Origin of the sequence: Delftia acidovorans NBRC 14950, assembly GCF_001598795.1 — a bacterium.
Lineage (GTDB): Bacteria > Pseudomonadota > Gammaproteobacteria > Burkholderiales > Burkholderiaceae_C > Comamonas > Comamonas acidovorans.
Map to the genome: position 1 here is coordinate 1 of NZ_BCZP01000014.1, position 23,019 is coordinate 23,019.

The following is a 23,019-nucleotide window of genomic DNA, read 5'->3' on the forward strand; positions in this document are numbered from 1 at the left end:
GCGGCTCATGGCCGCGATCATCACGCCGCCCACGGCGGCGGCATTGGCCGGGCCCGAGCCCGAGATGCCGCCCAGGAACATGGCCACGGCAATCGCCACCAGGGGCAGCATGCCGGGGCCGCGGCCCACGATGGCCACGGCGAAGTTCACCAGGCGCAGCGCCACGCCAGAGCGGTCGAAGATCGAGCCCACGAGCACGAACATCGGAATCGCCAGCAGCGGGTACTTGCCCAGGCCCGCATAGAAGTTCTGCGGCACGGCCAGCAGGCCGTACCACTGCGTGTCGGGGCTGGCCAGCGCGATGGCGGCGGCGCCCGCCAGGCCCAGGGCCGCGCCGATCGGCACGCCCAGGAACATCAGGCCCAGGAAGGCGATGAAGAGCAGGGTTGCGATCATTGCGCCTTCTCCCCGGTGCTGTCATCGAAGGCGCCAGGGCGGCCCTGGCGCTGGAACAGCTGCAGCGCGCGCACTGTGATCAGGGCCGAGCAAATCGGCAGCCACATCGAATACCACCACTGCGGCACGCCGATGCCGGGCGAGGTTTCCTCGAACCGGTAGTCGTCCCAGACCACGCGCACGCTCAGTGCGGCGATCACGGCGAACAGCAGGGCCACCATCAGCGTGCCGAAGCGCGCCAGGCGCTTCCTGCGCAGGGCGCTGCCGCCTTCGGCGAAGTACTCGATGCGGATATGGGCGTTGCGCGCCACGGCCGCCGAGCCCGCGACCATGGCCAGCAGGATCATCAGGAAGACCGAGATTTCCTCGGTCCAGGCGAAGGAGGAGGAGGTGAAGTAGCGCACCAGCACATTGGCGAAGGTGATCAGGGCCAGCAGGGCCATGATCACCACGGTGAGCCAGTCCTCGATGCGCAGCGAACGCGGCTCGTCCGGCTGCGAAGGCGTCTCAGCGGCGCCGTTTTCGGTGGGAGGGGATGACATGGACGCGGGGAGTCAGAAAATTACACATGGCGGGGCAGATGCAGTCACTGAGCTTCCTCGGCGTCGTGTGCCGGGGGCCGTGAGGAAAAAATGTCACATTGGGTAAATGCGGCGCAGCGCCATTATGTGCGCATCCATGCGGTGTGCCAGAGGGGCCATCCCTGCCCCGTCAGGCACCCGTCACGGCCCGGCGGATAATGGCGGGCATGGAAACCAAATGGCTAGAAGATTTCGTCAGCCTGGCTGAAACACGCAGTTTCAGCCGCTCCGCCCAACTGCGGCATGTGACGCAACCTGCGTTCTCGCGCCGCATCCAGGCACTGGAGGCCTGGGCCGGCACCGACCTTGTGGACCGCAGCTCCTACCCGACCCGGCTCACGCCGGCCGGCAAGACCATGTATGACCAGGCGCTGGAGATGCTGCAGTCGCTGCAGAGCACGCGCACCATGCTGCGTGCCCACGTCAGCGCGGGCAAAGGCATGGTGGGTTTTGCGGTGCCGCACACGCTGGCCTTCACCTTCTTCCCGAACTGGGTCTCCAGCGTGCAGGCCAAGTTCGGGCCGTTCCGCAGCCGGCTGTTCGCGCTCAACGTGCATGACGCCGTGATGCGCCTGGTCGAAGGCGGCTGCGACCTGCTGATCGCCTACTTCCATCCGTCCCAGCCCTTCCAGCTTGACCCGGCGCGCTACGAGATGGTCAGCCTGGGCCATGAGGTGCTCGCCCCCTACGCCAAGCCCGACGCCGACGGCCTGCCGCTGCACCAGCTGCCGGGCCGCCAGGGCCAGCCGCTGCCTTATCTGGGCTATGCGCCCGGCGCCTACCTGGGCCGGGTGACGGAGCTCATCCTCAAGGAAGCGGCCGAGGCCGTGCACCTGGAACGCGTCTACGAGACCGACATGGCCGAAGGCCTCAAGGCCATGGCGCTGGAAGGCCATGGCGTCGCGTTCTTGCCGTTCAGCGCCGTGCGCAACGAGCTGGAGGCCGGGCGCCTGGTCAGCGCCGCGCCTGCGGGCGACAACGGTTTTCGCATGGACATGGAAGTGCGCGCCTACCGTGAAAAACCCGCCAGCAAGGACGCGCCCCAGGGCGTGGCCGGCGCGCTGTGGAACTTCCTGCTGGAGCAGGGCGAGACCATCGGCTGACACGCCAAACGGCACGCATCAGGAAAAAAGGGGCTCTCGCAGCCCCTTTTTGCTGCACGTTGGTGCATGCGGTTGCCCGGCAAGAGCCCGACTTGGTGCACGGGTTATGCCTAGGGTAAACACCTATTATGCATAGCATGCATAAGGGCTTTTGCAAACGGCATTGGCTGTGCCACCGGCCCTGGCATTAGAGTGCGCGCACAGCAACCACGCCGTGTGCAGGACCGCCGGTGCGCTGGATCGGGCAAAAAACGCGTGCCATGGCACGGCAGTTGCTTACCTGAATCCGGCTGACGTGCTGGAAAGCCCTAGCACGTCTCGGTGCTCCAGCACCGTGCGTGATTGCACAATATGTGTCACATCGTTGATAGTTCGAGCCAGCCCACAAGGCGACTCGACCGTTCTCATCAAGACCGTTTTCGTTCTCATCTCAGGAGACCCGTATGAAGAAGCATTTGTTGGCCATCGCCGTGACCGCCCTGGCTGCAGGCAGCGCATTCGCGCAGGCTGGTGACACCCTGGCCAAGATCAAGTCCTCCGGCGCCGTGACGCTGGGCGTGCGTGAATCCTCCGGCCTGGGCTACACGCTGGGCAATGGCAAGTACGTGGGCTTCCACACCGAGATGGGCGAGCGCGTGCTGGCCGACATCCAGAAGGAACTGGGCCTGGCCAAGCTGGACATCAAGTACCAGCCCGTCACCTCGCAGAACCGCATCCCCCTGGTGACCAATGGCACCGTGGACATCGAGTGCGGCTCCACCACCAACAGCCAGGCCCGCCAAAAGGATGTGGCCTTCGCCGTGACCACCTACGTGGAAGAAGTGCGCATCGCCGTCAAGGGCAACTCCGGCATCACCGGCATCAAGGACCTGAACGGCAAGACCATCGTCACGACGACGGGCACCACCTCGGTGCAGACCCTGCGCAAGAACAAGCGCGCCGACGGCCTGACCTTCAAGGAAGTCATGGGCAAGGACCACGCCGACAGCTTCCTGATGCTGGAAACCGGCCGTGCCGACGCCTTCATCATGGACGGCTCCATCCTGGCCGCCAACATCTCCAAGTCCAAGGCACCTGCCGACTACAAGATCGTCGGCGAAACCCTGTCGGTCGAACCCATCGCCTGCATGCTGCGCAAGGACGACCCTGCCTTCAAGAAGGCCGTGGACGACTCCATCAAGCGCCAGATCGCCGACGGCTCGCTGGCCAAGCTCTATGACAAGTGGTTCATGCAGCCGATTCCCCCGGTCAACGTGAAGGTCGGCCTGCCACTGTCCGACGCCACCAAGGACGCATGGGCTCACCCCAACGACAAGCCCATGGAGTCGTACGAAGTCAAGTAAGCACCAGCTGAATGCCGCCCCTTCTGCCATGCGGTTGGAAGGGGCGTTTTTTGTTGCGTCGCCGGTTTTTCTGCCGGCACGCATTTCGTGTTTTGAATGAAGGGGTGCTCCTATGAGTTGGGATTGGCAGGTGTTCTGCCAGGACACCATTACCCAAGAGGTCGGTCAAAGCTGCTTCGGCAAGAACGGCGATATCACCTACCTCGACTGGATGCTGTCGGCCTGGGGCTGGACCATTTCCGTGTCGCTGCTGTCGCTGTTGATCGCACTGGTCGTCGGATCGCTGATCGGCACGCTGCGCACTTTGGAGGGCCGGCCGTGGATCGTGCGGCTGGGCAATGCCTGGGTGGAGCTGTTTCGCAATATTCCGCTGCTGGTCCACATCTTCATGTGGTACCACGTGGTTCCGTCCTTTGTTCCTGCGCTGAAGTCGCTGCCGGGCTTCGTGCTCGTGGTGCTGGCGCTGGGTTTCTTCACCTCGGCGCGTATCGCCGAGCAGGTGCGTTCGGGCATCCAGGCGCTGCCGCGCGGCCAGCGCTATGCGGGCATGGCGATGGGTTTCACCACGTTCCAGTACTACCGCTACGTGCTGCTGCCCATGGCGTTCCGCATCATCATCCCGCCGCTGACCAGCGAGACCATGAACGTGTTCAAGAACTCGTCCGTGGCCTTCGCCGTGTCCGTGGCCGAGCTGACCATGTTCGCCATGCAAGCGCAGGAAGAGACTTCGCGCGGCATCGAGATCTATCTGGCCGTCACCGGCCTGTATGTGGTTTCCGCCTTTGCCATCAACCGCATCATGGCCTTCATCGAGAAGCGTTCGCGCGTCCCGGGCCTGATCGCTGCCAGCGGCGGAGGACACTGACATGAACCTGCAAATCGACTGGTCGTTCTTCACCTGGGACCTGTTCAGCAACTTCGTGCTGAAGGGCCTGTACTTCAGCCTGACGCTGACCGTCATCGCCACCATCGGCGGCGTGCTCTTCGGCACCGTGCTGGCGCTGATGCGCCTGTCCGGCAAGAAGTGGCTTGATGTGCCCGCCACGCTCTACGTCAACGGCATGCGCTCCGTGCCGCTGGTGATGGTGATCCTGTGGTTCTTCCTGCTGATGCCGCTGATCATCGGTCGGCCCATCGGCGCCGAGGTCTCGGCCATCATCACCTTCATCGCCTTCGAGGCGGCCTACTTCAGCGAGATCATGCGCGCGGGCATCCAGTCCATCCCGCGCGGCCAGGTCTCCGCGGGCCAGGCCATGGGCATGACCTACGGCCAGAACATGCGCCTCGTGGTCCTGCCCCAGGCCTTCCGCAACATGCTGCCGGTGCTGCTCACGCAGACCATCATCCTGTTCCAGGACACCTCGCTGGTTTATGCCATCGGTGCCTACGACATGCTCAAGGGCTTCGAAGTGGCGGGCAAGAACTATGGCCGTCCCATCGAATCCTATCTGGCCGCTGGCGTGACCTACTTCGTGCTGTGCTACTCGCTCTCGTGGGCAGTCAAGCGCCTGCACAAAAAGATTGCCATCATTCGATGACACACCACCCCCTGAGTCGCTTCGCGCCTTCCCCCTTGAAGGGGGACGACGGCCTTGGCTGCGGGGCGGCCCTTGCTGGCCGTCCCGCCCCCATGACCGCGCCCCTTGTCGGCGCGGCGATGGACAACTGACACGAGTCGGAGTGAACCAATGATTGAACTCAAGAACGTTTCCAAGTGGTACGGCAGCTTCCAGGTGCTGACCGACTGCTCCACCAACATCCAGAAGGGTGAGGTCGTGGTGGTCTGCGGCCCTTCGGGCTCGGGCAAGTCCACGCTGATCAAGACCATCAACGCGCTGGAGCCCTTCCAGAAGGGCGAGATCTTCGTGGACGGCGTGGCCGTGCACGATCCCAAGACCAACCTGCCCCAGCTGCGCAGCCGCGTGGGCATGGTGTTCCAGCACTTCGAGCTGTTCCCGCACCTGTCGGTGACCGAGAACCTGACCATCGCCCAGATCAAGGTGCTGGGTCGCAGCCCGGACGATGCCAAGAAGCGTGGCCTCAAGATGCTGGACCGCGTGGGCCTGACGGCGCACAAGGACAAGTTCCCGGGCCAGCTGTCGGGTGGCCAGCAGCAGCGCGTGGCCATTGCGCGCGCGCTGTCCATGGACCCCATCGTGATGCTGTTCGACGAACCCACCTCCGCGCTGGACCCCGAAATGGTCGGCGAAGTGCTGGACGTGATGATCGGCCTGGCCAACGAAGGCATGACCATGATGTGCGTGACCCACGAAATGGGCTTCGCACGCAAGGTGGCCAGCCGTGTGATCTTCATGGACGTGGGCGGCAAGATCCTGGAGGACTGCTCCAAGGACGAATTCTTCGGCAACCCGGAAGCGCGCCAGCCCCGGACCAAGGAATTCCTCAACAAGATCCTGCAGCACTGAACCGGTGCGGCCCTTGCGGGCACGGTAATCAAGGGGCGCTTCGGCGCCCTTTTTTTGTGGCCAAGGCGAGCTGATGATGAGAATAGTTCTCGATACAATCGCCGGCTCAGCTGTTTGCACCGTGCTCCAGATTCCGCCCCCATTACCCCGCCGCCGGACAACTTCCACGTCCGCCGTGCCATGCCTGCCATGAAGCGCGACGACGCCCCGGGAGAGCCCGGTGGCCATTCCCGCAGTCTCTACACCCGCTGGCGCAAGCCGCTGCAGCGCATGCTGGCGCGGTACTTCAAGAGCCCGGCCGATATCGAGGATGCCTCCCAGGAGGTCTTCGTGCGCATGCTGTCGGCCGACAAGTGCCTGCCCGTGGACGAAGAGCGGCCCTATCTGCATCAGGTCGTGCGCAGCGTGGCGGCCTTCGCGCACCGCACGGCGCCGCAGCAGGCCGGTGTGCGGCTGGTGTCCGTGGAGGATTGCCGCGACGAGGTCGAGTCCCTGCCGGCCCGCGACAGAGCCGATCATGCGCTGGACGATGAGCGCCGCCAGCGCCTGGCCCGGCTGCGCGATGCCCTGAACGAGCTGCCCGAGCGTCAGCGCCAGGCCTTCGTGCTTCACCGCGTGCAGGAACTGACGCTGGAGCAGACGGCCGAGCGCATGGACATCACCGTGCGCATGGTCTCGCGCCACCTGAGCCGGGCACTGTCCTATTGCGAGATCCGCGTACGCTACGCCAGCGCCGAGCAAATGCGTGCCCTGCTGCGCGCAGACGAGCAGCGGCCGGGCGCCGCAGAGAACACACGATGAGCAACGAACTTCCCCCGGGCGTTTCGCCGCAGGAGTTGGTGGGGCTGCATGACAGGGCGGCCGACTGGTTCGTGCGCCGCCAGCAGCCGGACTGGACGGGCGCCGATGAGCGCGCGCTGGATGCGTGGCTGGGCGCCAACCCGCTGCACCGCAGCATCTTCGAAGGCATGTCGCGCCACTGGCATGGCGCGCCACAGCTCAGGGAACTGTTTCCCGATGAGTTTGGCGCAGCGGTGCCGCCCGCCGCGCCTGCCGTCTGCGCTGCACCAGCGGCCGCGCCGCCGCGCCAGCGCGTTCATGCCCGCTGGCCCGGCCGCCCTGCAGCAGCCCTGTCCGTGCTGGCGGTGGTCTCGCTGCTGGCTTGGGGGGGCTGGTACCGCTGGGATCACACGCCGGGCTATACGCTGCAGGCCCGCACGGCGCCCGGGCAGACGCAGAGCATCGAGCTGCCCGATGGCTCGCGCGTGGCCCTCAACGTGGACAGCGAACTTCAGGTGCGCTACTACCCGCGCCGCCGCGAGGTGGTGCTGGATCGGGGCGAGGCCTTCTTCGAGGTCACGCCCGGCCCGGACAGGCCCTTCACCGTGGACTCCGGCGCCAGCCGCGTCCGGGTGGTGGGCACCGCGTTCAATGTGCGCGCCGGGCCGCCGCGGCTGGTGGTGAAGGTGCTGGAGGGCAAAGTGCAGCTGCGGCCCGAGCGTGACCGGGCCGGGGGCGATGTCCTGCTGCTGGCGGCAGGCGCGGGCGTGGCTGTGGACAGCGCCGGCCGGCACAGCACCGTGGTGGCCGATGCGGACAGCGTGGGCGACTGGCGCACGGGCCAGGTGCGCTTCAGCGGCACGCCGCTGGCGGAGGTGGCGCAGGAGCTGTCGCGCTATCTGGGTGCGCCCGTGGAGCTGGGCGACGAGTCGCTGGGCCGCCTGCGTGTCTCGGGCCTGCTGGCCACGGCCGCGCCCGAGCGCTTTGTGCGCGCGCTGCCGGCCTTGATTGCGGTACGCGTGCAGCCGCGCAGCGGCGGAGGTTGGCTGATCGTGCGGGGATGAATCGAAGATTGAAAAACATTTTGTTTCAAATTGACGACCAACCCCAGGTTCCAGCTTTGCACCCGTCCTGGCTTCTATAGGGCAGGGGCGTGGATTTTCCAGGCCCGCACGGCTGCCAGCCAAGGACCACCGAGGGCGCTCGTCCCTCACGCCCCAGCCAACGGCCGCAACACCTGACGCGCATGCGCGGGTGGGCTGGCATGGCTTGTCCGGCGCGGTTCCTGATCGCCCGCGACGGCTGCCTGCAGCCTGCCCGTCGCGTGCCCGTGCAACGGCACAGCAACGGAGTGGCAATGAGAGCGCAAGAAGCAGCAGGCAGGGAATTCGCAGGCAGGGGCACGCATGCCCGACACAGGAACATAAAGGAGCAGGGCGCCGGCCCGCAGGCCAGGCCGCGCCTGCTGGCGTGGCTGGTGGCCGGTGCCGTGGCCGGCATGGGGGCCGCGCCGTCCGCCCGTGCGCAACAGCTTCAGCAGCCGGCCGCCTCTTCACCGATGCCGTCATCCGGACAGCGCCTGGCCTTTGACCAGCCGGCGCAGCCGCTGATCAACGCGCTGCGCGCCTTTGGCCGCCAGACCCAGTTCCAGGTGCTGTACGACGAAGCCGTGCTGGGCGGCCGCCAGGCGCCGGCCCTCCAAGGCAGCTTCACGCCGCAGGAGGCCATGGACCGGCTGTTGGCTGGCACCGGTGTGACCGCGCACAGCACCGAGCAGGGCACGTTCACGCTGCGCAAGGCGCCTGCGCCGCAGCCTCAGCCGTCGGCGGGCACCACGCTGTCCACGGTCAACGTGACATCGCAGCGCATGGCCGCGCCGGGCAGCTACGTGGGCAGCGGCAGGAGCGCCAGCACCAAGCTGGACACGCCGCTGATCGAGACGCCGCGCTCCATCTCCATCGTCACCCAGGAGCAGCTGCAGAACCAGGCGCCCAAGAGCATCGAGCAGGCCCTGTCGTACACGGCCGGCGTGTCCACCGAAGTCACGGGCGCGGACCTGCGCATGACGGGCGCCATCATCCGGGGTTTCAGCGATGGCAGCTCCTACTACAAGGACGGCCTGCGGCAGTTTTCGGCCGGCACCTATGGTTCGTGGAACGACGAGATCGACGAGCTGGACAGCATCGAGGTCATCAAGGGCCCGGCCTCCGTGCTCTTTGGCCAAGGGCGGCCGGGCGGCGTGATCAACGTGGTCTCCAAGAAACCCGAGGCCGACCATGTGAACAGCGTGGGCCTGTCCTATGGCCGCTACCAGCGCGCCCAGGCCACGGCCGATCTGGGCGGCGCGCTGGATGCTTCGGGCGACTTGCTGTACCGGCTCAACCTCAAGGCGCGTGACAGCGACGGACGCACCGTGGGCTCGCGCGATGACCGCATCTCCATTGCGCCCTCGCTGCGCTGGAACCTCTCCGGCCGCACCCACCTGACCGTGCTGGGCAGCTACTCGCGCGAGCGCGGCACGCCCAAGTCCTGGTGGCCCAGCCTGTTCACCTACCCGCAGATCAAGGACCTGCCCGCGCACCTGACGGCCGGCGACCCGTCCTTCGACCGCTTCGACCGCGACACGCGATCGCTGGGCTACGAGTTCTCGCACCAGACCGACAGCGGCTGGCAGCTCACGCAGAACCTGCGCTACTCCACCATCGACATCGACTACCGCCACATCTACGCCATGGACGTGCTGGCCGACGGCCGAAGCGTCTCGCGCGCCAGCCTGGCCCAGCGCACCAAGGGCCGCACGCTGGCGCTGGACACCCGCCTGCAGAAGGACCTGCGCTGGGGCGGGCTGCAGCACCGGATGGCCTTCGGCATGGACCATGTGAAGTACAGGGAGCGCGGCGGCCTGGGCTTTGGCTGGGATGTGCCCGACCTGGACATGCTCGACCCCGCCTATGGCCAGTCCATCGCCTATCCAGAGCTGGAGGACAGCCGCACGGACCTGCGCCAGACCGGCATCTACACGCTCAACCAGTTCAAGTGGGACCGCTGGGTGGCCAATCTCAGCCTGCGCCATGACCAGGCGCGCACCACGCAGAACAGCAGCACCCAGCCGCGCATGAGCGACAGCGCCACCACCGGCAGCGCTGGCCTGCTCTACCTGTTCGACAGCGGCTGGGCGCCCTATGCGAGCTACGCGACCTCCTTCGATCCGGTCACGGGCCTGCAGTACGACGGCAATCCGTTCGAGCCCCGGCGCGGCAAGCAGTACGAGGCGGGCGTGAAGTACCAGCCTCCGGGAAGCACCTCGCTGATCACGGCCTCGGTCTTCGACCTGCGCCAGACCAACGTCACCACGCTGGACCCTGACCACCCGCGCTTCAGCATCCAGACGGGCGAGGTGCGCTCCACGGGGCTGGAGCTGGAAGGCCGCTTCGCGCTCACGCGCGAGCTGAACGCGCTGGCCAGCTACACCTACCTGGACCCGCGCACCACGCAGAGCAACCGGCCCGCCGAAATCGGCCGCCAGACCATACAGACCACACGCCACATGGCCAGCCTGTGGCTGGACTACCGACCGCGCGCGGTGCCGGGCCTGATGGTGGCCGGCGGCCTGCGCTACAAGGGTCGCTCTCCCTACAACGTGGCAGCGGACGGCACGCTGAACATCAACGACTCCGCCACGCTGGCCGACCTGGCGCTGGCCTACGAGACGCCGCAGTACCGCATCGCGCTGAACATCAACAACCTGTTCAACCGCAAGTACTTCGCAGGCATCTTCCGCGGCGTGGATCGCGAGGCCACGCTGAGCTTCAAGTACTACTGGTCTATGTAGAAGACCTGCGCGCGGGTGGCTTGCGCGCGGCGCGAGCCGGCCCGCGCGGCTCGGCCGTCCTGATCAACTGGTGGTTGAACTCCTTCCACAGCGCGTCGCGCCGGGCCAGGGCCTCGGACACATCCTTGTGGCGCAGCTGGGCCACGGCCGAGACCAGGGCGTTGCACAGGTAGAAGGCCGCCGTGTAGGAGTGAAAGGGCGAGGCATTGGCCGTGCGCACCTGCAGCCAGTGGTGGGCCACGGTGGCCAGCGGCGCGGCGGGGCTGTCGGTGATGGCCAGCACCTGGGCGCCGGCGTCGGCAAAGCGCTGCGCTATCTCGAAGGTGCCGCGCGAATACTGGCTGACGCTGAAGGCCAGCAGCGTGTCCGAGGGGCCGATCCACAGCAGCTGGTCGGCCGGCGCGATGGCTCCGGCATCCAGCTCCTGCACGCCGGGGCGGCACATGTTCAGGTGCAGGGCCAGCCAGGCGGATACCGGCGAGCTGTTGAGCTGGGCCAGCACGAACACGCGGCCCTCGCCCTGGGCCAGCTTGCGGGCCATGGCCTCGAAGGCCGCCATGTCCAGCCCCTCGCGCGTGGCCTGGATGTTGTGCTGGTCGTGCAGCAGCGCATCGTCCACGCACTCGCTCAGGCTGCGCTGCGCGCCCAGCAGCACGGGCGCGCGCTGGGCGGCCGTCTGCAGCAGCGCCGTCACCTCGCCGCGCGCCTCGCGCTGGGCCTCGGCATAACTGGCATAGCCGAGCTTGGCGAACAGGCGCACCACGGTCGAGGCGCTGGTGCCCGTGTGCGCGGCCAGCGCCGTGGCCGACTCCAGCAGCGCATGCGGGTAGTTGCTGCCCAGGGTCTGGGCCAGCGTCAGCTCGCTGGCCGTCAGCTCCGCGCCCTGCTGCGCCAGGCGCTGCGGCAGCAGCAGTGTGGCTTTTTGCAATGGTGATTTCATATTTTTCTTGTATATGCAACGTGTGTTGCAAAATAGGGGGTCGCGTGCAACACTGCATGCACTCTGGAGATTCCACCATGCACGATACCCTCGAACAAAGCCGCGTGCAGCAGCGCGCGAGACTGCTGGACTGGCTGGGCGGCCAGCAGCAGGCCATGCAAGACCTGTTGCACAGGATTGTCGATATCGACAGCGGCAGCCGCGATGAAGCCGGCATCCTGGCCGTGGCCCAGGCGCTGCGCGAGCGGCTGGAGGCGGCCGGCGTGGCCGTGCGTTTCGAGGACGTGCCAGGCTACGGCGTGCTGCTGCATGCCGATGTCGTCGGTCCCGACGGGGACGGCCCGGCCGAAGGCGCGCCCATCTATCTGATGGGCCATATGGACACCGTCTTCCCGGCGGGCACCGTGGCGCGCCGCCCCTTCCGCGTGGAAGAGGGCAGGGCCTACGGTCCCGGCGTGGCCGACATGAAGTCGGGCCTGGTGCTCAACGTCTTCGTGGCCGAGGCCTTTGCGCGCTGTGGCGGCCTGAAGGCGCCGCTCAAGCTGTTCTTCTCGTGCGATGAGGAAATCGGCTCGCCCGCCACGCGCCAGACCATCATGGACACGGTGCGCGGCGCGCGCGCCGTCTTCAATGCCGAGCCCGGCCGCGTCAGCGGCAACCTGGTGACCAGCCGCAAGGGATCGATGGCCGTGGAGTTCGAGGTGCAGGGCGTGGCCGCCCATGCGGGCATCAACCACGCGGCCGGCGCCAGCGCGCTGGAGGCCATGGCGCGCAAGCTGCTGGCCCTGCATGCGCTGACCGATCCTGCCACGGGCACGACCACCAATGTGGGCGTGCTGCAGGGCGGCATCGTGCCGAACATGGTGGCGCCCCACGCCAAGGCCGAGCTCGATGTGCGCTACACGGCCCAGACCGATCCCGATGCGCTGATGGAGCGCATCCGCGCCATCGTGGAGGAAGAATCCGTGCCCCGCACCCAGGGCCGCGTCACCGCCGTGCGCCGCACCCTGCCCATGGCGCCCACGCCTGACGCGCTGCTGCAGCTGTACCGGCGCGGCGCGCAGTCGCTGGGCTTCGACGTGCAGGGCGAGTTCACGGGCGGTGCGGCCGACAGCGGCCTGACCGCGTCGGTGGGCGTGCCCACGCTGTGCGCCACCGGCCCCGTGGGCGGCCATCCCCATACCGAGCGCGAGTACTGCGAGCTGGCCACCTTCGTGCCGCGTGCGCAGGCCGTGGCCCTCGCCATCTTTGATCACCCCTGATTGCGCTGATACCCATGAAAAACCTGTCCGTGAACCCCTCCCTGAACACCCGCCGCAAGCTGCTGGGCGCAGGCCTTGGCCTGGCGGGCCTGTCCGCGCTGGCGCCGCTGGCCGCACGCGCCGATGACAAGTACCCCTCGCGCCCGATCACGCTGGTCGTGCCGTTTCCGCCCGGCGGTTCGGTGGACATCATGGGCCGCCAGTACGCAGAGCCTCTGTCGCGCATCCTGGGCGTGCCCATCGTGGTGGAGAACCGGCCCGGCGCGGGCGGCTCGGTGGCCACGCAGTACGTGTCGCGCGCCAAGCCGGACGGCTACACCCTGGTCGTGTCCTCGCAGAGCAGCCACCTGGCCAATCCGCTGACCCAGCCCAAGGTGGGCTACGACCCCATCAAGGACTTCGAGAACATTGCCATCCTGGGCCGCCAGCCCAATGCGCTGATGGTGCATTCCAGCCTGCCCGTGAAGAACTTCCAGGAGTTCATCGAGTACGTGAAGAAGCGCCCCGGCCAGGTCAACTACGGCAGCGCCGGCATCGGCAGCATGGGCCAGCTCAATGTGGAAATGCTCAAGGCCGCCACGGGCATCTTTGCCACGCACATCCCCTACCGTGGCGGCTCGCCGCTGGTCACGGCCGCTATCGGCAACGAGGTGCAGTTCATCCTCGACAACCTGGTCTTCATGCTGCCCCACGTGCAGTCGGGCAAGGTGCGCGCCCTGGTCGTGGCCTCGGAGCAGCGCCTGCCCATGCTGCCCGACGTGCCCACCATGGCCGAGGTCGGCTATCCCCAGCTCAACATGAGTTCCTGGACCGGCATCGCGGCGCCTGCGGGCACGCCCGACGCCATCGTCCAGACGCTGTACAAGGCCATCCGCCAGGCGGCCACGGCGCCGGCCATGGTGGCCAGCCTCAAGGAGCGCGGCGTGGTCGCCCCCGAGGAGATGAGCCCCGCCGCCTTCGAGAAGATGATGGCCGAGCGCCTGAAGCTCTTCGGCGAGGTGGTGCGCAAGGCCCATATCGTGGCCGAGTAAGCAGGGCACGCCCAGGGTGCCCCCAGGGCGCCCCGGATGGCCGGGCGCAGCCGACGTATTTCCATAAGGAGGAGACATGAGCATGACCCCTATCGCCCGCCAGGCTGCCAGCCACCCTTCCCGCCGCCGCGTGCTCGGCGCGGGGCTGGGCCTGGGTGTGCTGGCGCCGCTTGCGGCGCTGGCCGCCGAAGGCAAGGCCGCCGGCTACCCCACGCGCCAGATCAGCTTCATCGTGCCGTTTCCGGCCGGTGGCTCGGTGGACGCCATGGCGCGCCAGTATGCCGAGCCCATGGCGCGCATCCTGGGCGTGCCCATCGTGGTGGAGAACCGGCCCGGCGCGGGCGGCTCGGTGGCTGCGCTTGCCGTGGCGCGCGCCAGGCCCGATGGCTACACCCTGGTCGTGTCCTCGCAGAGCAGCCATCTGGCCAATCCGCTGACCCAGCCCAAGGTGGGCTACGACCCCATCAAGGATTTCGAGAACATCGCCATCCTGGGCCGCCTGCCCAATGTGCTGGTCGTGCCCGCGAGCCTGCCCATCCGCAGCTTTGCGGAGTTCATCGCCTATGCCAAAAAGCATCCTGGCCAGCTCAACTACGGCAGCGGTGGCACGGGCAGCATGGGCCAGCTCAACATGGAGATGTTCAAGGCCGATGCGGGCCTGGACATCACCCATGTTCCCTACCGGGGCGGCACGCTGCTGGTCACCTCGGTGCTGGCGGGCGAGGTGCAGGTGTTCTTCGACAACCTCATCTCCATGCTGCCCCACATCCAGGCAGGCAAGGTGCGCGCCCTGGCCGTGGCCTCCGAGCAGCGCGTGGCACAAATTCCCGATGTGCCCACGCTGGCCGAGGTCGGCTACCCGCAGCTGAACATGAGCTCCTGGACCGGCCTGGCCGCGCCGGCCGGCACGCCCGCGCCCGTGGTGCAGGCCCTCTTCAAGGCCGTGCGCCAGGCCGCCACGGCGCCGGCCATGGTGGCCAGCCTGCAGGACCGTGGCGTGACGCCGCCCGAGGAAATGAGCCCTGCCGCCTTCGAGGCCATGATGTCCGAGCGCCTGAAGCGCTTTGGCGAGGTGGTGCGCAGGACGGGCATCGTGGCCGAGTGAGCCTGGCCCGCCAAGGGCCTGCCCTCAGTCCAGCTGCACGCCCACCTCGCGCACCAGCCGCCCCCAGTCCGCCAGGTCCTGGCGCAGCGTGTCGGCGAATTGCGCGGGCGTGGTCCGGGGCAGATCGGTCAGGTTGAGCTCGCCCAGCTTTTTGGCCGTGGCCGGGTCCTGCAGCAACTGATTGATGGCGGCGTTGAGCTTGTCCACGATGGGCTGCGGCGTCCTGGCCGGCGCGAAGACGCCGTACCAGGAATAGTTGTGGAACGGGTAGCCCGCCTCGGTCAGGCTGGGCAGGTCCGGCTGGCTGGGAATGCGCTTGTCACCGCTGTGGGCGATGGCGCGCACGCGGCCCGCACGCACCAGCTCCACCGTTGACGAGGTGTCTGCAAACGCCGCCTGCACCTGCCCGCCCAGCAGGCCCTGCACGCAGGGGCTGCTGCCCTTGTAGGGCACATGCTGCATCTGCAGGCCGGCCTGCTTGAGCAGGAATTCCATGGTCAGGTGCCCGCCCGAGCCCTGGCCCCAGGAGCAGTAGCTGAGCTGGCCTGGCCGTGCGCTTGCATAGGCCACGAACTCCTTGAGCGTGTGCACGGGCAGATCGCGCGAGACCAGCAGCAGATTGCCGGCGCGCCCTATCTGCGCAATGGGCGTGAAGTCCTTCACCGGGTCATAGGGCACCTTGCGGTAGAGGCTGGGGTTCACGGCCATGGACGCCGTGTAGGTGAACAGCAGCCGGTAGCCGTCCGGCGCACTGCGCGCGGCCTGCTCCACGCCGACCAGGCCGTTGGCGCCGGGCCGGTTGTCCACCACGAAGGGTTGCTTGAGCAGCCGGGTCAGGCCTTCGGCAAACACCCGCGCGATGGTGTCCGTGCCGCCGGCGGCGGCCGTGGGCACGATCAGCGTGACGGGGCGGGCGGGGTAGTTGCCGGCATCCTGTGCCGGCTGGGCGTGGCCTGTGCAGGCCATGGCCAGCAGCAGTGCCAGGGCCATGCCGTGCTTCTTCATCGTCTTCATGCACTTGTCTCCTTGTGTCGCCTTGAGTCGCCTTGCCTGTGCGCGGCCCCGTCAGCGCAGCCCCAGGCGCGCCTGCGTGCCTTGCTCGATCATGTCGGCCCCCACCCGGTAGAGGTTGCGCGAGACATAGCTGTCCACCTCGCGCGCACGCTCGCGCAGCCAGGCGGCCTTCAGGCTGCGGGCCTGGCCGATCTCGGGCGCGTCTCCGGTCGCCGTGGCCAGCACGTCGATCACATGCAGGGCCAGCTGCCACTGGCCCGCGTCGGCCAGCGCCTGGGCGCTGGCCACCAAGCCGGGCTTGTCGGTGATGGCATCGGCAATGGCGGCGCCTGCGGCCTCGGGCGGGGCCGGGTGCAGCGTGGTCGGGTTGCGGTCCCACCAGCCGTTTTCCGAACGGTAGATGTCGCGCACGATGTAGCTGGGGTCGCCATAGGTGGGCTTCATCCACTCCACGCCGAACAGCTCCTGCGGATAGTCCATGGCCGCGAGCACCTGCTGCTCGTTCAGGCCCTCGTTCATCAGGTGCACGACTTCGGCGCGCAGCCAGCGCAGCGCCTGTGCGGTGTGCAGCAGCACCTGCTGCACGGCCTGCTCGCCCTCGATCACGGGACCGAACTCGCGCACGGCCTTGAGCGGGCGCAGCGCGGCCATGGCCTGCAGCGTGTCGGCCCAGCGCACGGTGTCGCGCAGCGTGCGAAACGGCGTGCCGATGTTGGGGATGGAGTCCAGCAGCGCCGCGCCGCCGTACAGCACGCGCTGGCCGGGGCTCCACAGCGCGATGGCGTCGTCGGTCTCGGACGGCGCCCAGAACAGCTCGATGCGGCTGTCCCCGCTGCCTATCTCCAGCCGCGTGTCGAAGGTTTCGGTGGGCTCGTGCATGTCCAGCCGGTGCTCGAAAAAGCCCGCGCTGCGGTTGAACTGGATCTCGGCCATGCGGTGCTGCAGCGCCCGGGTCTCGCGGTAGCGTGCCTGGCGGCGCGGCAGGTTGCGGTGCGCGATCAGGCGCGGCACAGGTTCTCCGCGCGCGGCCGCATGCTCCAGCCAGGCGGGCACGCCCGCGTTGTAGCCGATGTGGCCGTGGCTGTAGCACAGCGCATGCACGGGCGCGTCGCTGAGCTGGCGCAGGCTGGCGATCATGTCCTGGCTGACCTTGCCGCCGGGGCCGGCGTCGATCACCACCAGGCCCGCGTCGGTCTCGGCCACAAAGGACTGGCCCTGGCCGCGCAATATGTGCAGGCCCGGCGCCACGGTTTCGCTGCCGGTGCCAACCAGCAAAAAGGGCTTGTCGTCGTCTCTGGCGTTCATGGGGTCTCCGGGTCTGGTTCGATGGGGGGCAGGGCGTAGCGGCCGTCCAGCAGTTCGGGCCGTGGCATGTAGGCGCGCAGGCACAGGTAAAAGCCTTCGCGCGGCGCGGGCAGCCAGTTGGCGCGGTGGTCTTCGCTGGCCGGCGGCGCATGGCTGATGTGGATAGTCAACCCGCCATCGCCATCGCCATCAGCGTCGGGGCGCAGGCCCGGCGTGCGGTCGCCGATGGCATAGCGGTCGATGGGGTTGTCCACCAGCATGCAGTCGTGGGCGCCGTAGAGGGTCAGGGACCAGAAGGCCTGCACGGGCGGCAGCGCGCCTGGGGCAAAGCGCAGCCGGTAGCGGCGGCTGCCATGCAGGGGCCGGCCCTGGGCGTCATGCCAGGCCAGCGGGTAGATGGCCTCGCGGCTTTCCAGCATGCCGATGTACTTGAGCGCAATTTCGGCGCGGGCCTGGAAGTCGTCGCCAAAACTGCCTTCGACCAGGGCGGGGAGTTCCCAGCCCGAGTCCAGGCGCCGGCCCGTGCTGGCCGCGCGCAGCCGGGGCAGCACGCTGTCCAGGGCGCGCTGCAGTGCGGCTTGCTGTTGCGCATCGGGTGCGCCCAGCCCGGCGCCCAGGCCGACGGCAGCAAAGCGCGCGACCCGTGCGGCATGCCCTGCCGGCGGCGGGTTGTCGCGCAAGGCGGCATTCACCTGGGCTGCATAGTGCTCGGCATTTGGCGGGGCCTGGGGATCGCAGTCCGGGTCGAAGGCGCGGGCCTGCGAGGGCGTGCCCGCCTGCCAGTCGGCCAGCGGGCGCACCGCAAAGCCGTCCTGCAGCGCGTGCACGGCGGGCAGGTCATGCTCGCCATCGACCAGGATGCGGCCTATCACCCACAGCCAGGGCGTGGGCGCGGCAATGTGTGCGCCGGGCGCATCGAACGGTGGCGGCAGCGCCCCCTGCCAGCCGGGCGGCGTGACAAGGAAGGAGCGCGCAGCCGTGCCCGTCAGGCGCTGGCCCAGGTGGGCGAAGGGGTTGGTGAAGAAGTCCAGCAGGCCCAGGACGTAGTAGCGGCCCGCCGTGTCGGGCACGTCGATCACCAGCGGCCCGGCGCCCAGGTCCAGCCAGGCGTTGGTGTAGAGCGTGTCGTTGTTGGGCGTGACCACGCGGCTGGTGCCGGCGCGCAGCAGCTGGCGTGCATGCACGAACTGGTTGCACCAGCGCAGCGGTGCGGGCGCGGCCTCGCCCGCCGCATTGCGCCGGGGCGAGGTGGCCGCGCGCATGCGGCGCATCTCGTACAGCGGGCAGGTGTGGATGACGGCCTCCTCGGCCAGGGTGCTCAGGTCCATGGCGTGTCTCATGCGGCCACGGGCTGCAGGGGCGGAACAGGCCATTGGTGCGCGTCTGCCTGCGGGTGGTACATGCGCAGGATGAGGTAGAAGCGCCCGTGCGGCGTGGGCAGCCAGTTGGCGGCGCCCTGTGCCGGCCGGGCATGGCCCAGGTCGATCTGCAGGCTGCCGTCGGCCTCGCGCAGCAATCCCGGCGTGCGGTCCCCTATGGAGTGGCGGCCGATCTCGTTGCCGTAGAGAAAGCGGTCGGCGTCATACAGGGTGACCGACCAGAAGGCGTCGGCCGGCGGCATGTCGGCGGCATTGAAGCGCAGCACATAGCGCTGGCTGCCGTCCAGCGGCTGCAGGCCTGCGTCGTGGTGGGCGGCGGCGTAGATGGCCTCGCTGGTGGCCAGCGCGCCCAGGCCCAGGTAGGCGGTGCGTGCGCGGCCCAGGTACTCGCTGCCGTAGCGGCCGGTGGACGGCGTCATGGTCCAGGGCCGGGGACGGCGGTTGCGCCCCATGGCGGCCACGGTGCGCACGCCGTCGGCAAAGCCCTCGGTCAGGCCTTCGCGCACGGGCTCCTCCAGCTGCTCCCACGCCATGTGGGCGCTGGCCACCAGGCCGGCCTGGCCGAACCAGGCCAGCAGCCCCTGGTCCTCCTTGCGGCCAGGCGCCTCGGCCAGCGCATGGCAGAGGTTGGCAAAAAATCGCGGCGCAACCTCGGCCGCAGGCTCCTGGTTCTCGAAGGCGGCCGCCATGGCGTCCACGGGCGGGCCGACCCAGTTCGTGACGGCGGCCGGGCGGCCTCCTTTCGGCGTGCCTGGCGCGGGCTCCAGCCGGATGTCGGCCTGCAGTGCGCGGGCTGCAGGCCAGTCGGGCGCATCGCCCACCACGGTGCGGCCGATCAGCCAGACCAGGTTGCTGGGGCAGTGCACCAGGCGGTGGCCGGCCAGGTGTTCCGGCACCTGGCCGCCCGGCCCGACCAGGACCACGGTCTCGCCTTCGGGCGCGCAGTTGCGCGGTCCCAGGTTCTCGAAATTCTCGGTATAGGCGTCGTACAGGGCCAGCACGAAGTAGCGGCCCGGATGCGCGGCGCTGGAGGGCACGGTCAGCAGGCGCGGGCCGTCGGCCAGGTGGATCCAGGCCAGCGAGTACAGCAGGTCGTTGGCGGGCGTGACCACGTCGCGGTCCTCATGGGTGGAGGGGCGCTGGCTGTGGTGCAGCGTGTCGAAGTCGCCGCGCATGTCCAGGCCCAGGCCGGTGGCGCGCGCGGCGCCGGCATCGGTCTGCAGGCGGCAGGTGCGGTAGGTCTCTATCAGCGGATAGCCGTAGACAAAGGCGGCCAGGCCGATGGAGCGCGCCAGGGCGCGGCGGACTTCGGGCAGGGAGGGAGGGGTCGGGTTCATGTCCATTGTTTTCTTCAGGGCAGGAGGGGGTCAGTCGAGGGTCACGCCCGTGGAGCGCGCCAGGTCCAGCGCCACGGGCAAAAAGGCGGCGTAGGCGGCGCTGGCCTCGGCCGGGCTGTTGCCCTGGGCCTCCAGGCCCAGCGCCTCGACACGCTGGCGCACCTGGGGCTCGCGCATCACCGCGGCGACCTCGCGGCCCAGGCGTTCGACGATGGCGTCGGGCGTGCGCACGGGCGCCATCAGCGAGATCGATCCCGTGATGGCATACACGGGCTCGCGGTAGCCCTGCTCGGCAAAGGTGGGCACATCGGGCAGGGCCTTGCTGCGGCGCGGTCCGGCCACGGCCAGGGCGCGCAGCTTGCCGGCGTCGATGAAGGGCTTGAGCGTGGCGGCCGAGCCCAGCGTCATCTGGATCACGCCGCTGATCAGGTCGATGGACATGGGCCCCTCGCCCTTGTAGGCCACGTGCAGCGACTGCAGGCCGTAGGCCTTGTCCATGAAGACCTGGACCTGGTGCGGCTGCGTGCCCGCGCCCCAGGAACCCATGGCGTACTTGCCCGGCGACTGGCGCACGGCCTCGACCAGTCCCTTGAAGTCCTTGGCCGGCACGGCCGGGTTGACCGCCATCACCATGGAGGGCGAGACCACGTCCGAGACCATGCGCAGCTCGGTGCGCGGGTCGTAGGGCAGCTTCTTGTAGAGCACCAGGTTGGCCGTGATGGGCCCGGGCACGGTCAGCAGCAGGGTGTGGCCGTCGGGCGCGCTCTTGGCCACATGCTCGGTGCCGATGATGCCGCCCGCGCCGCTGCGGTTGTCCACCACCACGGGCTGGCCCAGGCGCTTGGCCAGGCCCTCGGCCAGGATGCGCGCCACGGTGTCGGTGGAGCCGCCTGCCTGGTATTGCACGACGATGCGCACGGGCCGGGCGGGATAGCCGTCCTGGGCCAGCGCGGCGCTGCAGGCCAGGGCAAGGCAGGTCAGTGCGGCGGTGCGCAGCAGGGGTGTGTTCATGGTGGCCTCCGGGTGGGAGATGGAATGGGCATTGGCTTTCATGCAGCCTCCCTGCCGATGACCAGCGCATCGACGGCCACGCAGCCGCCGTCCTCGCGCGGGCGGGCGATCAGGGGGTTGATCTCGGCGCTTTCCAGCGTGGCGCCTGCGCGCTGCGCAAAGCCGGCCAGGGCGCACAGCGTGTCGGCAATGCTGTCCAGATCCACGCGGGGGCGGCCGCGCGCGCCGTCCAGCACGGCAAAGGCCCGCAGCTCGCGCACCATGGCCAGCGCGTCGTCGCGCGTGATGGGCAGCAGGCGCAGCGAGACATCGCGCAGGATCTCGGCATGGATGCCGCCCAGCCCGAACATCAGCACCGGGCCGAACACCGGGTCGCGGTGCACGCCGGCGATGCACTCCACGCCGCCCTGCACCATGGGGGCGGCCAGCGCGCCGTCGATGTGCGCATCGGGCCGGGCCTGGCGCGCATTGGCCAGGATGCGGTCGAAGGCGGCCTGGGCGCCGGCCGCATCCGCCAGGTTCAGTGCCACGCCGCCCACGTCGGACTTGTGGGCGATGGCATCGCTGCAGACCTTGAGGGCAATACGTCCGCCCATCTCCTGCGCTGCCTGCACGGCTTGCGCTGCCTCGGCCGCCGTGCGCACCAGCCGGTGCGGCACCACGGGCACGCCGGCCTCGGCCAGCAGGGTCATGCTGCGCTGCTCCGACAGCGTGCCCGCCGGCAGGTGCAGCGCGCTGCCTGCATCGGCCATCGCGGGCAAAGCCTGCGGTGTTTCATGCAGGCGGGCCAGCGCGCCAATGCAGCGTATGGCCGCGCCCGGGTCGGCAAACACCAGGCAGCCCAGCGCCTCCAGCGCATCGCGGCGCTCGGGCGGGCACAGCGTGCTGACGGCCAGCAGGATGTCGGGATTGTGGGTGCGCAGCGTCTGCACCAGGCTTTGCAGCACGGGCCAGAAGGCGTCGGACAGGCCGCCTGCCGCGAAGAAGCCCAGCCAGCTGTCGAACTGCCGGTCGGCCAGCATCAGGCGGGCGCTGCGCTCCAGCAGCGTCATGTCGTTGGTGACCTGGCCCGTGATGTCCACGGGGTTGCGCGGCGCGGCAAACGGCACCCATTCGCGCAGCTGGCGCTGGGCCGCATCGGACAGCGGTGCCACATCCAGGCCGGCTGCGCTGGCATCGTCGGCCATCATGGCGCCCACGCCGCCCGAGACCGTGAACAGTCCGATGGACCGCCCCTTGGGGGCCCGCGCGATGGAGGCACTGGCCGCCAGCGCGAAGAAGTCGGTGATGGAATGCGCGCGCAGCACGCCGTAGCGGCGGAACACCGCGTCATAGACGGCATCGTTGCCCGCCAGCGAGGCCGTGTGCGATGCGGCAGCGGCCGCGCCCAGGGCGCTGGTGCCCACCTTGCACATGACCACGGGCTTGCCGCGCTCCTGCGCCAGGGCCAGGGCCGCGCGCAGCCGGGGGCCGTCGCGGCAGCCTTCCATGTAGGCCATGATCACGTCGGTCTCGGGGTCCTGGGCCAGCCAGGCCAGGCCATCGGCCAGCTGCACATCGGCCTCGTTGCCCGTGGTGGCCCACAGCGACAGGCCCAGCCCACGCTCGCGCGCCAGGCTGTAGGCATAGGCACCGAAGGCGCCCGACTGGCTGACCATGCCGATGCGCCCGGGCCGCACCAGCCCGCCGCCCGGCGCGGGCGAGAACGTGGCGTAGACCTGGTGGCCGGGGCGCATGAAGCCCAGGCAGTTCGGGCCGATGAGGCGTATGCCCGCCTCCTGCGCGCGCCGCGCCAGCGCCTGCTGGGCGGCCGTGCCGTCGGAGCCGGTCTCGGCATAGCCCGAGGAAAACAGCACCATGGACTGCACGCGCGCGGCGGCCGCATCCTCCAGCACGCCGGCCACCTGCGACTGCGGCACGGCGACGATGGCCAGGTCCACCGGCGCGCCGATGGCGGCCAGCCGCTCGTGCGCGGGCAGGCCCTGCACGCGGCTGGCGCGCGGGTTCACCGCATACAGCGCGCCGCCGTAGCCGAAGCGCAGCAGGTAGTCCAGCGGAATGCCGCCGATCTTGCTGGCCTGGTCCGAGGCGCCGACCACGGCGATGGAGCGCGGCGCAAACAGCGCGTCGAGCCGGGAAGTGTCGAAGCAATGGCTGTCGGTCATGTGTGTCCC

The 23,019-nt window shown here is 68.9% G+C and carries 20 protein-coding genes; 11 read left to right on the forward strand and 9 right to left on the reverse strand.

Annotated elements, in window-relative coordinates; translation table 11 throughout:
* A partial coding sequence (locus DA1_RS18145) for a TRAP transporter large permease subunit (protein ID WP_155737656.1) occupies positions 1 to 396 on the reverse strand: 396 nt, incomplete at its 3' end.
* A complete protein-coding gene (locus DA1_RS18150) occupies positions 393 to 938 on the reverse strand; it encodes a TRAP transporter small permease (protein WP_013804178.1) in 546 nt (181 codons plus the stop codon). The genes DA1_RS18150 and DA1_RS18145, both read right to left, overlap by 4 nt.
* A 206-nt stretch (positions 939 to 1,144) precedes the next feature.
* On the opposite strand from DA1_RS18150, the gene DA1_RS18155 reads away from it, so the two are divergent.
* The 8 genes from DA1_RS18155 (at position 1,145) to DA1_RS18190 (ending at position 10,461) form a co-directional block, all read left to right on the forward strand.
* On the forward strand, positions 1,145 to 2,080 hold the full coding sequence (locus DA1_RS18155; RefSeq protein ID WP_170962088.1) for a LysR substrate-binding domain-containing protein: 936 nt from the start codon (positions 1,145 to 1,147) through the stop codon (positions 2,078 to 2,080).
* 443 nt (positions 2,081 to 2,523) lie between these two features.
* A complete protein-coding gene (locus DA1_RS18160; protein WP_013804177.1) occupies positions 2,524 to 3,423 on the forward strand; it encodes a transporter substrate-binding domain-containing protein in 900 nt (299 codons plus the stop codon).
* A 112-nt stretch (positions 3,424 to 3,535) separates the two neighbouring features.
* On the forward strand, positions 3,536 to 4,288 hold the full coding sequence (locus DA1_RS18165) for an amino acid ABC transporter permease (protein WP_013804176.1): 753 nt from the start codon (positions 3,536 to 3,538) through the stop codon (positions 4,286 to 4,288).
* Position 4,289: 1 nt separating this feature from the next.
* Positions 4,290 to 4,961, forward strand: a complete 672-nt coding sequence (locus tag DA1_RS18170; RefSeq protein ID WP_012203296.1) for an amino acid ABC transporter permease — start codon at positions 4,290 to 4,292, stop codon at positions 4,959 to 4,961.
* 150 nt (positions 4,962 to 5,111) lie between these two features.
* Entirely contained in the window at positions 5,112 to 5,849 is a 738-nt protein-coding gene (locus DA1_RS18175) for an amino acid ABC transporter ATP-binding protein (protein ID WP_012203297.1), read from the forward strand.
* 189 nt (positions 5,850 to 6,038) lie between these two features.
* Positions 6,039 to 6,650 carry an RNA polymerase sigma factor gene (locus tag DA1_RS18180; RefSeq protein ID WP_228676818.1) on the forward strand — a complete coding sequence of 204 codons (612 nt, stop codon included), beginning with the start codon at positions 6,039 to 6,041 and terminating at the stop codon, positions 6,648 to 6,650.
* The gene (locus DA1_RS18185) at positions 6,647 to 7,693 is read left to right on the forward strand and encodes a FecR family protein (protein ID WP_034390353.1); all 1,047 of its coding nucleotides are present in this window, start codon (positions 6,647 to 6,649) and stop codon (positions 7,691 to 7,693) included. Before DA1_RS18180 ends, DA1_RS18185 begins: the two co-directional genes overlap by 4 nt.
* A gap of 359 nt (positions 7,694 to 8,052) precedes the next feature.
* Positions 8,053 to 10,461, forward strand: a complete 2,409-nt coding sequence (locus DA1_RS18190; RefSeq protein WP_034398155.1) for a TonB-dependent siderophore receptor — start codon at positions 8,053 to 8,055, stop codon at positions 10,459 to 10,461.
* Here the strand turns inward: DA1_RS18190 and DA1_RS18195 are convergent.
* Entirely contained in the window at positions 10,454 to 11,401 is a 948-nt protein-coding gene (locus DA1_RS18195) for a MurR/RpiR family transcriptional regulator (RefSeq protein WP_034390360.1), read from the reverse strand. The genes DA1_RS18190 and DA1_RS18195 overlap by 8 nt on opposite strands.
* A gap of 77 nt (positions 11,402 to 11,478) precedes the next feature.
* Here DA1_RS18195 and DA1_RS18200 point away from each other — a divergent pair, with 77 nt between their 5' ends.
* From DA1_RS18200 to DA1_RS18210, 3 genes are all read left to right on the forward strand, one after another.
* The gene (locus tag DA1_RS18200; RefSeq protein WP_034390363.1) at positions 11,479 to 12,663 is read left to right on the forward strand and encodes a M20 family metallopeptidase; all 1,185 of its coding nucleotides are present in this window, start codon (positions 11,479 to 11,481) and stop codon (positions 12,661 to 12,663) included.
* Between the two features lie 14 nt (positions 12,664 to 12,677).
* Positions 12,678 to 13,694, forward strand: a complete 1,017-nt coding sequence (locus DA1_RS18205) for a Bug family tripartite tricarboxylate transporter substrate binding protein (protein WP_013804170.1) — start codon at positions 12,678 to 12,680, stop codon at positions 13,692 to 13,694.
* Positions 13,695 to 13,770: 76 nt separating this feature from the next.
* A complete protein-coding gene (locus DA1_RS18210) occupies positions 13,771 to 14,799 on the forward strand; it encodes a Bug family tripartite tricarboxylate transporter substrate binding protein (RefSeq protein ID WP_034390366.1) in 1,029 nt (342 codons plus the stop codon).
* A gap of 24 nt (positions 14,800 to 14,823) precedes the next feature.
* Here the strand turns inward: DA1_RS18210 and DA1_RS18215 are convergent, their stop codons facing one another.
* From DA1_RS18215 to DA1_RS18240, 6 genes are read right to left on the reverse strand one after another with little or no spacing between them, the layout of a single operon-like run.
* Positions 14,824 to 15,813: a Bug family tripartite tricarboxylate transporter substrate binding protein gene (locus tag DA1_RS18215; protein ID WP_034390368.1), complete on the reverse strand. Its 990-nt coding sequence runs from the start codon at positions 15,811 to 15,813 to the stop codon at positions 14,824 to 14,826.
* Positions 15,814 to 15,864: 51 nt separating this feature from the next.
* Positions 15,865 to 17,118: an alkyl sulfatase dimerization domain-containing protein gene (locus DA1_RS18220; RefSeq protein WP_034390371.1), complete on the reverse strand. Its 1,254-nt coding sequence runs from the start codon at positions 17,116 to 17,118 to the stop codon at positions 15,865 to 15,867.
* Complete coding sequence (locus tag DA1_RS18225; RefSeq protein WP_034390374.1) at positions 17,115 to 18,446, reverse strand: DUF1254 domain-containing protein; 1,332 nt, start codon at positions 18,444 to 18,446, stop codon at positions 17,115 to 17,117. The genes DA1_RS18220 and DA1_RS18225 overlap by 4 nt, the downstream gene beginning before the upstream one ends.
* Positions 18,447 to 18,454: 8 nt before the next feature.
* Positions 18,455 to 19,840 carry a DUF1254 domain-containing protein gene (locus DA1_RS18230; RefSeq protein WP_034390379.1) on the reverse strand — a complete coding sequence of 462 codons (1,386 nt, stop codon included), beginning with the start codon at positions 19,838 to 19,840 and terminating at the stop codon, positions 18,455 to 18,457.
* Between the two features lie 24 nt (positions 19,841 to 19,864).
* Positions 19,865 to 20,887, reverse strand: coding sequence for a Bug family tripartite tricarboxylate transporter substrate binding protein (locus DA1_RS18235; protein ID WP_034390381.1), 1,023 nt, complete (start codon positions 20,885 to 20,887; stop codon positions 19,865 to 19,867).
* Positions 20,884 to 23,010, reverse strand: a complete 2,127-nt coding sequence (locus DA1_RS18240; protein ID WP_034390384.1) for an acetate--CoA ligase family protein — start codon at positions 23,008 to 23,010, stop codon at positions 20,884 to 20,886. Before DA1_RS18240 ends, DA1_RS18235 begins: the two co-directional genes overlap by 4 nt.
* Between the last annotated feature and the right edge of the window lie 9 nt (positions 23,011 to 23,019).

Coding starts and splice junctions, on each gene's coding strand:
- DA1_RS18200 (WP_034390363.1), top strand. CDS start 11,479: ATGCACGATACCCTCGAACAAAGCCGCGTGCAGCAGCGCGCGAGACTG.
- DA1_RS18175 (WP_012203297.1), top strand. CDS start 5,112: ATGATTGAACTCAAGAACGTTTCCAAGTGGTACGGCAGCTTCCAGGTG.
- DA1_RS18195 (WP_034390360.1), bottom strand. CDS start 11,401: ATGAAATCACCATTGCAAAAAGCCACACTGCTGCTGCCGCAGCGCCTG.
- DA1_RS18165 (WP_013804176.1), top strand. CDS start 3,536: ATGAGTTGGGATTGGCAGGTGTTCTGCCAGGACACCATTACCCAAGAG.
- DA1_RS18230 (WP_034390379.1), bottom strand. CDS start 19,840: ATGGACATGAACCCGACCCCTCCCTCCCTGCCCGAAGTCCGCCGCGCC.
- DA1_RS18150 (WP_013804178.1), bottom strand. CDS start 938: ATGTCATCCCCTCCCACCGAAAACGGCGCCGCTGAGACGCCTTCGCAG.
- DA1_RS18185 (WP_034390353.1), top strand. CDS start 6,647: ATGAGCAACGAACTTCCCCCGGGCGTTTCGCCGCAGGAGTTGGTGGGG.
- DA1_RS18160 (WP_013804177.1), top strand. CDS start 2,524: ATGAAGAAGCATTTGTTGGCCATCGCCGTGACCGCCCTGGCTGCAGGC.
- DA1_RS18180 (WP_228676818.1), top strand. CDS start 6,039: ATGAAGCGCGACGACGCCCCGGGAGAGCCCGGTGGCCATTCCCGCAGT.
- DA1_RS18205 (WP_013804170.1), top strand. CDS start 12,678: ATGAAAAACCTGTCCGTGAACCCCTCCCTGAACACCCGCCGCAAGCTG.
- DA1_RS18240 (WP_034390384.1), bottom strand. CDS start 23,010: ATGACCGACAGCCATTGCTTCGACACTTCCCGGCTCGACGCGCTGTTT.
- DA1_RS18210 (WP_034390366.1), top strand. CDS start 13,771: ATGAGCATGACCCCTATCGCCCGCCAGGCTGCCAGCCACCCTTCCCGC.
- DA1_RS18170 (WP_012203296.1), top strand. CDS start 4,290: ATGAACCTGCAAATCGACTGGTCGTTCTTCACCTGGGACCTGTTCAGC.
- DA1_RS18215 (WP_034390368.1), bottom strand. CDS start 15,813: ATGAAGACGATGAAGAAGCACGGCATGGCCCTGGCACTGCTGCTGGCC.
- DA1_RS18235 (WP_034390381.1), bottom strand. CDS start 20,887: ATGAAAGCCAATGCCCATTCCATCTCCCACCCGGAGGCCACCATGAAC.
- DA1_RS18155 (WP_170962088.1), top strand. CDS start 1,145: ATGGAAACCAAATGGCTAGAAGATTTCGTCAGCCTGGCTGAAACACGC.
- DA1_RS18225 (WP_034390374.1), bottom strand. CDS start 18,446: ATGGACCTGAGCACCCTGGCCGAGGAGGCCGTCATCCACACCTGCCCG.
- DA1_RS18220 (WP_034390371.1), bottom strand. CDS start 17,118: ATGAACGCCAGAGACGACGACAAGCCCTTTTTGCTGGTTGGCACCGGC.